At 39.6% G+C, this 12,620-nt stretch carries 9 protein-coding genes; all 9 read right to left on the bottom strand.

Annotated features, from left to right (window positions below):
• Positions 1–8: 8 nt before the first annotated feature.
• The 9 genes from AAAT26_RS00195 to AAAT26_RS00155 all read right to left on the bottom strand — a co-directional run bounded on the left by AAAT26_RS00195 (position 9) and on the right by AAAT26_RS00155 (position 12,572).
• Positions 9–659 carry a potassium channel family protein gene (locus AAAT26_RS00195; RefSeq protein WP_349208729.1) on the bottom strand — a complete coding sequence of 217 codons (651 nt, stop codon included), beginning with the start codon at positions 657–659 and terminating at the stop codon, positions 9–11.
• 33 nt (positions 660–692) lie between these two features.
• Positions 693–2,054 carry a TrkH family potassium uptake protein gene (locus AAAT26_RS00190; protein WP_349208728.1) on the bottom strand — a complete coding sequence of 454 codons (1,362 nt, stop codon included), beginning with the start codon at positions 2,052–2,054 and terminating at the stop codon, positions 693–695.
• A gap of 10 nt (positions 2,055–2,064) precedes the next feature.
• Positions 2,065–3,081: a carbohydrate kinase family protein gene (locus tag AAAT26_RS00185; RefSeq protein WP_349208727.1), complete on the bottom strand. Its 1,017-nt coding sequence runs from the start codon at positions 3,079–3,081 to the stop codon at positions 2,065–2,067.
• Between the two features lie 334 nt (positions 3,082–3,415).
• Positions 3,416–5,056 carry a heme anaerobic degradation radical SAM methyltransferase ChuW/HutW gene (hutW, locus tag AAAT26_RS00180; protein WP_349208726.1) on the bottom strand — a complete coding sequence of 547 codons (1,641 nt, stop codon included), beginning with the start codon at positions 5,054–5,056 and terminating at the stop codon, positions 3,416–3,418.
• Between the two features lie 21 nt (positions 5,057–5,077).
• Positions 5,078–5,596 carry a flavodoxin family protein gene (locus AAAT26_RS00175; RefSeq protein WP_298712240.1) on the bottom strand — a complete coding sequence of 173 codons (519 nt, stop codon included), beginning with the start codon at positions 5,594–5,596 and terminating at the stop codon, positions 5,078–5,080.
• 28 nt (positions 5,597–5,624) lie between these two features.
• Positions 5,625–6,428 carry an energy transducer TonB gene (locus tag AAAT26_RS00170; RefSeq protein ID WP_298712243.1) on the bottom strand — a complete coding sequence of 268 codons (804 nt, stop codon included), beginning with the start codon at positions 6,426–6,428 and terminating at the stop codon, positions 5,625–5,627.
• A 2-nt stretch (positions 6,429–6,430) separates the two neighbouring features.
• On the bottom strand, positions 6,431–6,838 hold the full coding sequence (locus tag AAAT26_RS00165) for an ExbD/TolR family protein (RefSeq protein WP_349208725.1): 408 nt from the start codon (positions 6,836–6,838) through the stop codon (positions 6,431–6,433).
• 2 nt (positions 6,839–6,840) lie between these two features.
• A complete protein-coding gene (locus AAAT26_RS00160) occupies positions 6,841–7,458 on the bottom strand; it encodes a MotA/TolQ/ExbB proton channel family protein (RefSeq protein WP_298712251.1) in 618 nt (205 codons plus the stop codon).
• Positions 7,459–7,493: 35 nt separating this feature from the next.
• The gene (locus tag AAAT26_RS00155) at positions 7,494–12,572 is read right to left on the bottom strand and encodes a TonB-dependent receptor plug domain-containing protein (protein ID WP_349208724.1); all 5,079 of its coding nucleotides are present in this window, start codon (positions 12,570–12,572) and stop codon (positions 7,494–7,496) included.
• Between the last annotated feature and the right edge of the window lie 48 nt (positions 12,573–12,620).

Below are 12,620 nucleotides of genomic sequence, written 5' to 3'. Positions count from 1 at the left end.
TATACTCACTACATCGTTAATGCATCTAAATCAGAATTATTCCCAATGACTAATAATTTATCATCTTCACCGAGAATTGTAATTGGGTTTGGTGGAACTTCTAAATCTTCACCGCGTCTTATGCCTACTGCATTAAGATTATATTTCTCACGCAAATTAGAATCCTTTAAGTTAGACCCCACCAAAAATGTTGGCACTTTAATTTCTATGAGACTAATATTTTTAGATAGTTGTAAATAATCCATCACATGGTCTCTAGTTAAAAACTGTACAAGGCGTAATGCCATATCGTATTCAGGGTAAATCACTTGATCTACACCTATTTTATGAAGCATTTTGCCTTGTATATTATTTTCAGCCTTGGCCACAATTTTAGGTGCATCTAATTCTTTAAGAAGCATAGCTGTCATTAAATTAGCTTGAAGATTTCCACCTATAGCCACAATAACCATATCAAACTGGCTTAGGGCCAATGCTTTGATTGCCTCTTCATCGGTTGTATCTGCAACTATAGCATGTGTTATAAATGGCGAAATTTTCTGTACAACTTCTGGATCAATATCTACACCTAATACCTCATGATCCATGGAAGCTAACATCTTGGCAACAGTGCCACCAAATTGACCAAGACCTATTACTGCTATCGTTTTATGTTTCATATATGCCCCCTTTTATATTCAATCTAATCTGTTTTATAACAATATACTCTCTTCTGCATAGCTAATTGGTTTAGTCGGTGCCGTTCTTAAAGCCCAGGTGCCAATTACAGTCATAACCCCTACACGTCCCGTAAACATGACAAGCATCAACACCCATTTACTACTTTCAGATAAATCAGGTGTAATACCCGTTGTAAGACCTACGGTCCCAAAGGCAGAGGTTACCTCAAAAAGTAGTCGAATAAAGTCATATGGCTCATCCCAAGCCAAATAACAAGTAGCAAATAAAACAAGAAGGATAGATAAAAAGATTATCCCATTTGCCTTAAGTACAGTAACCAACGAAATACGACGTTCAAAAACCTCTGTATTAGGACGGTTATTAAATAATGTACGCGATGCTAGAAAAGCGACGGCAATAGTACTAATCTTAACACCGCCCCCTGTAGAGTTAGGACCTGCCCCAATAAACATAAAAATGATGGTAATAAACAGTGTAATTGGATGTAAAGCATTATAATCTACAGTTGCAATACCCGCTGTACGAGGTGTAATCGATTGAAACAGAGATGCCATGACCTTGTTCCATATAGGTAAAGGGCCAAACGTTTTGGGATTCCCCCACTCAACCCCCAAGAAAATAATAGTTCCTAAAAGGATGAGCGCCGTTGTACCAACTAACATTATTTTTGTATGTAGTTTTAAATCTACAAATCGTCTTAACTTGCGATGCGACCAAATATCAAAAGTTGCGAGATAACCAAAACCACCTATTACAATAAGGGCCATTGTATTCATATTAAATAATACATCGCTCACCATAGCATAAGGTAAATCATTATCAAAGAATATAAATCCTGCATTACAAAAGCTGGAAATAGATTGCATAATCCCCGTATATAAAGCAGCATCACCAATATAGGGATATAGCTGAATAGTATAGATAATACCACCAATTATTTCGACACAAAATGTATAAATGGTTAGCTTCTTTGTAATGTGTAGAAGCCCTTTCATGCCATCTTGCCCTACATCCTCTGACAAAAGCACGCGATTTTTTAGGCCGACGCGTCGCCCTAAAACTAGAGCAATAATAGTGGTAAAAGAAACAATCCCCAAACCACCTAATTGAATAAGAATTACCATGACGATTTTGCCAAACAAGGACCAATGATGATAGGTATCTACTGTAGACAATCCTGTTACAGAAACACAAGATACTGCGGTAAAAGCTGCATCTACAAGCGTTGTACTATGACCTTTAGCATTTGATATGGGCAACATGAGCAATATTGTCCCTATAGTCATGGCAGCCAAAAAGCTAAGGGCTAATAGGCGATAAGGATTTTGTTGCATATATTGCTGAACTTGATTTTTTGAAGTATTTTGCCACATAACCGTAGTCCTATCCTATTAGTTCCTGCACTGACTTTAACGTTGGTAGCGGACTACGCCCTCCAATGCCTTGTGTATTTAAAGAAGCTACCGCAGATGCAAAAATAGCGGCCTTCTCTAAATCGGAATGCGCACAAGCTTTGAGCAACTCTACAGCATGTATAGATGCACTGTCATGCTTAGTCGTCGAAGTTGTGCCTTGCCCCTTCATATGATTAATTGTATGTACTAAATTAGCCAAAAAAGCTCCATGGAAGCTATCCCCAGCCCCCGTAGTATCTACAATACTTTTTTGCGGGAATGGCTCACAACGATACGCTGTACCATCTGGCCATACGAAATAGCTACCATTAGCACCATCCGTAATACCTGCAATTAAAGCACCACGGTCATGAATGATACGACAAGCTTTTTCTAAATCAGTAGTACCCGTATACTTCTCAGCATAATCACGGGCAACGATAACGATATGACTCTCTTCTGTAATTGGCTTCATTCCTTCATCGTAACGCTGAGCACCACCATCTAAAGAAATGATAGTCCCTACCTCTTTCGCTACAGCCATAGCAGAACGCATGAGCTGGCGATGTCGACCATTAATATGCAAAATATAAGCGTCTTCTATCAATTGCTTATGAACCTCTAAAAAATCGGGCTCTGTTGCAGTAGATCGTTCAAAAAATACAGCGCGCTCACCAGTGCTTTGTTTTACAAGAATTGTGGCAACACCACTCTTAGAACCTCTTTCAACTTGAATTGCATCTGTATTAACATTGTATTTTTCAAAGTCATCTAATATGTGACGACCTACCATATCGTCACCGATACTATCAATCATGGCCGTACGAGCACCATATTTCCTAGCCACCGCTAGTGCTGTAGCCACTGGCCCACCACCATCGGTGGTAGAAGATACAACTTGTTGTACCTCACGTCCCGTTGGGTAATGATCCACAACGATGAAGCGGTCTAATGTACTAGCCCCGATACCTACAATATCTATTTCTTTTTGAGGAAATGTACTCATACTAACCTCCTAAGCCTTTTATTAGCTATACAAGCAATATCACTTCACATCTTATAGATTCACTATCTTACTTATTGGTTTATGACTTTAACAATAATTATTTTTTGTCCTTATAGACTTATACATTGATTCTTATACATTGATTGTTTTATTTTTTTAGTCATTTAAGTCTTATACCTACAGAATACATTTCGCTTTATAAAAAGTAAACCCCAGACGCTCGTCTGGGGTTACTCTGTACTACAAGTAGTACGTATATGTCACGTAATATGCCTTGTTTATTATATGTTGGTTATTGGGAGAGGTTGTTAGAATTGAGGTGTAACATAACAATTTAAGACATCATACGCTCCATCATGTATTCAATCTCATCAGCACTTAAATTGTACATAGCTTGTACCATTCGTTCTGCTGCTTCCCCAGAAGCACCGCTCTTTGCAATTTCAGCTTTCGCCTTAGCAATGAGAGCCTCTTTACGTTGGGCTTCGGAATCTTCGTCAGTTGGTACAGAAATATTTGCTTTACCTTGGCCAATGCCACGTACTTCTTGATTAGGATTTTCTTTAGAAGTTGTTTTTGTATCTTGTGCTGCTACTGCTTCTATAGCGAAGGAATTCTTACCAGTCATGATATATTCAACAGCTTCTAATGTACTTTGCGTAAGGTTTACAGTCCAGAATTCACCTGCATCAGTCAATTTGTAAAGCAAACCATTATAGGCAACAAGGCCTCGTTTTTCCCATAATTTATAGAGCCAGTTCAATTCATCTAATCTGGAATCCATTTTTACTAAGCTCATAATATTGAGAAATCCTTGTTCTAATTGACTTACTACTCGGTTTACGATAGGTTGTAAATCACTTTGTTTCATAAGGGCCATAAATGGTTTTTCACCGCGGGTAACCATATCTTCGTATGGCTTTAATGCACGATGTAACATCATGCCATAACCGTCGACGTTACCACCTGCACCACTACCAAATGGGAACATTGGAACGCCCGATTTAGCTAAAGTGTTATACAAGCTACGTTCACGGTTATTAGCACTCCAGTGAGCAGCACTCAATCGACGATAGGAACGTTCATCAAGGTATTTACGACCAAATTCAAACATATCACCTTGCATCGCGGTTGTGGCTGCAGCTGGAACTTTGCCGTTTGCAATGTCTTTATTGAGATCACTACCATCAAATACATTTAATTGATATAAATCCGCACCATCTACGCCAGAGCTCACCAAATCTGCTAAGTCTTGTTCCCAAACCTCCATAGTTTGACCAGGCAAACCATAGATCAAGTCAATAACAACAGAGCATTGACCATAAGCTTTCAATGCAGATAAACGTTCTAATACGGTTTCTTTCGTATCTAAACGTCCTACCATTTGACGTACTTCTGTATTGAAAGATTGTACACCGATGGACATACGGTTAACACCGTTTGCCATCCAAACTTCAAGATTTTCAGGAATTAAATCGTGAATACGACCTTCTAAGGTAAGTTCGTAATCATTTGCCAATGGCAAGTACGCTTTAATTGCTTTGAGCAGTCTTTCAGAGTTTGTAGGAGATAAAGATGTTGGTGTGCCACCGCCGATAAACAAGGCATGGATTAAGCCATCTTTTAATCTCGGACGCTCACTAGCGAGCTTTAATTCACTGATAAGACCATCAATATATTGGTCTTCAACACTTTGACTCGTACCGTTTTGGAAGAATCCACAGTATGTGCATTTTGTCTTACAAAACGGAATATGAATGTAAGCGCATTGCATTTCGCCCTTTTTAGGAGCCCCATTCATTAATGCATCCCAAACGGCTTGCGTTTCTTTTGGAGAAACAAGCGTACCATTGAGACCTGCATGAACAACACGTTTATGAGGAAATGCACCACTCATCGGATTATCGCATTCTAAACCTAGTTGTAGGTTTCGCTGCTTCTCCGGAATGGACTCAAAGAAACTTGCTAAACTCATACTCCAATCCCCTTTCAGAAATTAGGCTTGCAACTTTGCAAGTACAGATTTTGTAAATTCTTTTGCATTTGCAAAGTCTTGTTCGTCTGGATGAGTTTCAGCCGCTTTATGTAACGCATCGCGTTCTGGGCTTTGACCATGTGCGGATCCAGGTGGGAACATTTTATACATCATTTCGATTACTTTAGGATCGATTTTACCTTGACATACAAACCCATCTACAAGGGATTCTTTGTTTTGCAACAATGTAGATGCTTTATCGATACTTTCACGAGCGTGATCAGAATCAGCATACATACCTAACGTAGCAAAGAATACGATGTTAGGATTTGTCAAAGTTTCAATCAACTTAGCCGCTTCTTTGTTAGCTGTACCGCGGTCTACCCAGAAACCTACGAACACAGTATCATAATCAGCTAAATTATCAGGCGCTTCTTTTACAGGAATGCAAGGTGTCCCTTCAGGCATAACAGAAGCTATTGCTTCCGCTACGCTTTTTGTATTTCCCGTGAGGGATGAATATAAAATAATAGATTTCATAATTATCTCCTTTATTACTTAGATAAATTTATTCTTCTTCGTCTTCACCATCGGCCTGTACTACAAAGTGTACAGGAACTTCTACTGGTTGTATATCCCCTGTAGGATTTGGATATGGTGTGGCACGTCGTACTGCATCAAGGGCAGCTTCAACAAATATTTCATCACCGCCACTCAATGGTGTAACGCTAATTAGATTACCCTCTGTATCCAAACGAGCAGCTACATAAATTGTAACGTCTACATTCATTTTACGTTTAATTGCCGCATAAGGGATTTGTTTTTGACTGTCTACAGCTGCGTAGAAACCCGCCGTATTAAATGCTGCTTTACCTGTACCGTGACCATCACCTTCACCAGTACCGTCACCTGTACCAGTACCATGACCTCTGCCATCACCAATACCCGTACCTTCACCGGTACCATGACCACCGCCAGAACCGCCACCAGACCCAGGGCCAGTTCCACCAACAGCGGAATTATTACCAGGTGTATTGGCTTTATTTTCGCTTCCTTTTGCTGCCACATCTACTGCATCAGGAATATCTGTAGCTGTAGATGGTTCAACATTTGCTACAACAGCCTTTGTCCTTGCCGCTACTTCATCTGCAGATAATGGTTTAGGGAACAAATCTGCTCTGTTACCTCCGCCACCACCTGCGTGACCACTGCCGCCATCATCGAGCACACTTTGTGTGAGGTCGATTTCATAGGTTTCCATTTCTTGAATAGCTGGAACTACTACAAAAAAGATTACGGCAATAAAAAGAGCAACTAGATGAACTACGGCGGATATAATGGCTGCTTTTTTCCATGATATGCCTAGTCCCATAGTTATCCTTTCTGTTCAGCTGCAATAGCCAAGCGTTTAACGCCAGATTGTTTTAGCATGTCCATGATCGCTACTACTTGACCATGAGCTGCACGTTTATCTGCTTGCAAGATAACACTAGCATTAGGATTTTCTTGAATACGTTGTTTAATCATAGCTTCAGCTTGATCAATACTCATTGGATTGTTATCAATTGTAATATGCCCTTCCGCATCTAATGTAAATACAACTGGTAATTGAGCCGGTGCAGAAGCACTACTCGCTTGAGGTAATTGTACAGATAATGCTTTTTGAGCAACTGTTTGTAAGCTGTTCATCATGAAGAATACCAACAAGAAGAAGATGATATCAATCATTGGAATGATCATGAATTCCGGCTTAGTTTTCATACGAAAGCTTTGCAAGTTCATAATTATTTCCACCCTTCTCGTTTAGCTGTAACTATATTTACACACATATTTTCAATTTGGTTAATAATGGAATCCAAACGATGACTAAAAATTGTGTAAACGATAAACGCCATAATAGCTACACACAAACCAGATGCTGTAGCGATAAGAGCCTCACCTACACCACCAGTAATGGCAGATGCACCGGCACCGGAGTCAAGGATACTGAAAGAACCAATCATACCTGTTACAGTACCAAGCAAACCCAATAATGGAGAAATGGTAACTGTTGCACTTAAGTAGTCCATATATTTACGGAAACCAACTGCATCAACACCCATTTGATCAGCAAAAGCTGTCTTCATTGCTTCTTCGCTGGAATCATTATTTAAACCTGCTTCCGCAATACGACTTGCAATAGAAGGGTTTTCTTTAATTACTTTATCGATTTCGTCCCAACGTTGTAGTTTTGCGAATTCATTTACTGCATGGGTTACAACAAATGTTTTACCTGCATATTTACGATAGAAGAAAGCACGTTCTACAGCTATAGCGATAACCATGAAAGACAAGAGTAATAATGGATACATTACATACCCGCCACTATGAAATAAGTGAATGACATAATTTAAATTTTCCATATTTGTAACCTTTCTGTCTGTTTATAGACTGAACATTAGAACCTGTAGGTCCCTTGAATTCTTGTATAATCACCTAACTTAAAGCTTTCACTACCATATAAAGTATCTCGTTTATTAGTGCCCTTCGCATCGAATGTATAGAATGCTTCAAGGAGCAAGTCCTTACGTGGTACATAACCGGCACCAAATGTAAAGCTACGAATACCATCCAAATAACGATCAGGAACAGCGCCTGTACCATTGCCACCAAAGAATGAGCCATGTTGGAAGTATTTATAATCAATGAACGCATTCCATGATTTTGGAACATCTAAATCTGCACGGCCAATGTCGAGACGAGCCATCCAGAAATGTGGTGTACCGCCCATTTGGTGACCTTTAATAGCAAAGTCTGCCGTACCACGTTCATGTTGATATACAGTGTTACCGTTCAAGTAACGACCTAAGTTGGAACGGTTTTGACCATAATCAATAGTGACAACTGCATTGGCACCAAGTTGATATTTAGCACCAATACCAAATACATGAGCTACATTGGAGAAGCTGTGTTCATCATTACCGTTACCGTTTGCATTTAAATATGTATGTGTTTTACCACCAAAAGAACGTAAGTACCAAGCTTGTAAACCAAGACGAGAGCCAATTTGCTTCTTATATTGAATAAATGCTGCTTTATCGATAGCAGGTACAGTATCTTTTTCAAGAACTACACCTTCTGTTCTAATCAAGTTGCCAATGATCTTACCAATTGCTTCGCGTGGTAATTTATTTTCAGACTCTGCATCATGTACAACTTTTTCAAGATTATACATATAGTTATACATAGCATTTGGCATGCCCCAACCATAATAAGAACCACCTTCACCATAATCGCTATAGGACATTGTAAAGTTCTTCTTATATAAGGCATCTTTAGCATCATAATCACTAAATACATATTTACCACTATCATATTTGTAAGTCTTTGCACCTAAGAAACCAGTGAATTCATAATCACTTGAAGGTTGACCATAGTAATCATAAGATCTCTTAAATGTGCCATCAGCTTGTTTCACCCAAACTTCGTCAAGCTCACTATTGTTATAATTACTCCAATTATCTTTTGCATTATATTTAGCAATTTCAGAGATGGATTGGTTAATCGCATCACCATATTTATCAACATAACCCTTTGGATTCAACAAGGCTTCTTTATTATCAGTAGGTACGATAAGACCTTTAGCCTTATCTTTTAGATATTCAGGGTATAACGGAGAGTTCACGTTATACATAAGATCACCAGTCTTATAGAGTTTTTCCCCTGTTTTCTTATTAGTAATTTCGTACATTGTATATCCACCAGATGGAATATCGAGGGAGAATTTCTTCTCAGCCATCTCTGTAGGATATGCTTTTGTAAGAATATCTTGTAAACGACTCATAACTTGAGCTTGTTTTTGTTGTGTTTCTGCTAATTTAGCATTTGCCTTTTCAATCTCTTGATCACGGTTCGGATTACTCCATCTTAAGTCTAAGCTTTCTTTATAAGCTTCATATTCAGCTTGCAAGTCTTTGAGCTGTTGATAGAAATAGAGGCTATCTGTCTTACCTTTGTAAGTGGAGTTATAAATACCAGTTGGGCTATCTGGAGCTGCCGGATCTGTTGAGGTCTTCTTCTCACCATCAGAACCGGTTTTAGTAGCACTCTCAATATCATATGGGTAATCATCACGATTAATACCAATCAATTCAGCTGCTGTTGGAGGTCTGTAAATAACTTCATGTTCTGCATGAGTATACGCAGAATCAGTAATACCCGTGCTATGTTTGAAAGTACCAACCCCAATACGAACTTGAGAGTCATGGCCATTCCAAACAGCACGAACGCCATCATAAGATTGACCAAACCAGTAACCACTAGCACCCATAGGCTCTGTCAATCGGCCCACTGATACATCCCATTTTTTAACCCGTCTTGTAAGATCAACGGTATCGAGTCGTTGATGGTTAAAGCCTTTGGAATCAGATTGTGTCCAACTTGTATCTACACCACTCATGCCAGTCGCACTGCCGATAACTTTGAGGTTTGTAAACTCATTGAGTCGAGCATCAAAGCCAAGTCGTAATCGTTGCTCAAAGCTATGACGGTCTGCATCGTACATATTTGCTTTTGCAGAAGCGATAGCGGAGTTCGCTCTAAATGGAGATTGTGGTCTGTTAGATCCATCATGTGCCATCCAACGTGCTCTATAGTCCCCAACCAATGTAACACCACGTTCTTTAGTAGTATCAAAATCAGAATGAATAAAATCAGTTAAACGAACTACATCAGATACATTTTGTACACCAGATTCTGCATTTACTGCTTTACCATTAGCTACATTAGCACCTGTAGCATTAACATTCGTACCATCCTTAGTTTTGCCGATGGCTGTAGTTTTACTACTATCGCCACCACCAAATTTAAGGTTAACACCCATACGGTAGACGCGTTCTTGTGTAGCACGGTCATCATCGCGATGATTAAAGATATTGTTGATGCCAAAATACATCATGGCATTTTTATTGAAACGTTTTTGAACCATTACGTTCCAAATGCCAAATGTTTTCTTTTCATATGTTTGCTTCTTGTAAACGCCTGCATCACCAGACAAGATATCTGGCCAGTAGTTACCACCGTTATTGAGAGTATTACTATCAAGCATGTTGATATAGTAATCACCCCAGATGGAACCATTCCAACCAGACTTAGGGTTGTCATAGGTAATACCGATGTCAACTTTGTGCATTGGTTTATCCAGCAATTGACGAGGCATTGTCGGATCGCTCTTGTTGATAGCGTGTAAGTATGTATAACCTAACTTACCAGACCAATATTTACCGAATTTTTGTTGTACCTCAGCTTGAAGACCAGTAATTTCAGCTTTACCAATATTTTTAAAGCTATAAATCATATCTGGAGCACGTTGGTATTTCGCATCACCTTTAAGATATGGTGCGAAGTCCATGAAATCACCAGTGAAGTATACGGACATATAGTTCTTAATTCGGTTGTGGAATACACCTACACGAGCATAGGTATTTTTATTTTCACCTTCCAAGCTCATGTCAAAGTTGAGTGATTTTTCAGGTTTTAAATTAGGATTGCCAGCCCAGTACCAACCGAGTTTTGCAACCCCAATCCCTACTGGGTTAGACGCGTACATCTCCCAGTTATACCACAATTCGCCCATACCAGGTTCTGTATAACCAGTACCTACATTGGCTTTAAATCTGCGATGTGTATTACCGTTAACGTTATATGTCATACCCAAGGATGCAGATACGTTAGAACCAAACAAGCTACTATTATCAAAACGCACAATTGGAGACAATGTTAAATTCTTATTGACTTGCCATGTATCAGAAATATAAGCGTTTATTTTACGAATCGTACCACTACCAGTAGTCAAGCGTTGGTCGCGATTACGGTACTCTTCCAAGAAAGCCTTACCATTTAGCTTAGGTGCTTTCTTACGCATTTCTGAATCGTTAGACTCACCATATTTAAAATAGTCGCCTACGATATTTGCACGATGCGCCGCCATTTCAGGATTTTCCGATTTCAACCGATTTTCTAAAGCATAATATCGCTTCTTGAATTCATCCGTTACGGGCTGATTATTCGGCGATGTGCTTGACCATTCACTGAGTCTGCTTTCAGATAAACCATAATTCACATAATCATCATATGTAATCCCTGGTTTTTGCGCATCATTCGCTGCACCATAATATTCATAATCCATATCCCATTGTGGCATGCCACCACCAGAATTAATGAATTTATAATCATGGATGTGAGAGTAAACTTTAACACTGTTATCGCCTTTACGTCGCACGAGACGATCAAGTCGGTCTACTAACAAGCTTTTATCGTAATCCCAAGGATCGATGTACATCGTGCTTGTATTAGGAGAACTCTTTAAGCGACTACCAGAGCCTTCTTCACGAGCATAGCTAACACCATAGCTTAGCAAATGATTTTTATTGACTTGCGTATTCGCATTGACTCGAATATCTAATTGACGATGATCGATATTATCGATATAACGCAACTCATTAGAGCCTTCATAAGCGGAACGACCTGTATAGTTAATGAGCGCTACGTCATTTTCTTTAATACGAGAGTAATTAGTTTCTACAGTCCAGTCACTCTTTCCAGCTCTAGAGGACCATTGCAGATTAGCTGTATTACGATCTGCCGTACGTTTGAAGTGTTGCTGTGGCTCTAAGTCGGAGTCGGAGTGCTTAACATCGCGCACAAGATCTTCCGTGTAACGATTAAGTCGCAATTCCACCTTATTTTTATCATTTGCCTCGTAGGTCGCTACAAGACCGATATCTGCCGCATCACCATAGTAACGAAGTACATTTGGCTTGAAGTTATGTTTTGCATAATCAAAGGCCATCCCAGAGGCACGACGTTTAACAGATGCTAGAACAGGCATAAGATCTCGTTTACTACCTGATAAACCAACCTTTAACTTGCCCATTTGACCAGAATCGGCACGAATGAAGAAGTTTTGGAACGGAAATACATCGCCATCGCTCTTGCGACGCAAGCCTTCAGCATTAAATTGTACGGATGGTTTCTTTTGTGCTTTTTTAGTGATGATATTAACTACACCACCTACTGCATCAGATCCGTATTTAGCACTAGCCGCACCTTGAATAACTTCAATTCTCTCTACGTTCTCTGTACCCAAACGTTGTACTTCATCGGCCGCACCAGAGTACTTATCAAAATCACCTAGCACTGGTTGACCATCTACGAGGATAAGAGTGTGACGCGCTTCTGCACCGCGAATGGACACGCCCACACGCCCCATAGCATCAACTGTTCTAGATACGCCTGTTTGCGTAAAAATAATGTCTTCAACGGACTTCGCCTGTTTCTTTTCAATCTCTTTCTTGGTAATGATTTGCACTTGCTGTGAGTTCAATTTTGCTTCTTCTTCTGCCCATGTGCCTTTCACATTAACAACATCTGTAGTGACAGTCGCATTATCTGCCCAAACCACTAGAGGTGCGCTAAGCCACAAGGCAACTGCACTAGACAGGATTATGGTACGCTTTGTATGTCCCCACCGGTTCATTATGCCCTCCTAAACTTATAACTAAACATATGTCTTGTATCTCCCACA

The organism is Veillonella parvula (assembly GCF_040094895.1).
GTDB classification, from domain to species: domain Bacteria; phylum Bacillota; class Negativicutes; order Veillonellales; family Veillonellaceae; genus Veillonella; species Veillonella parvula_L.
This window is presented reverse-complemented; position numbering and strand designations above follow the sequence as displayed.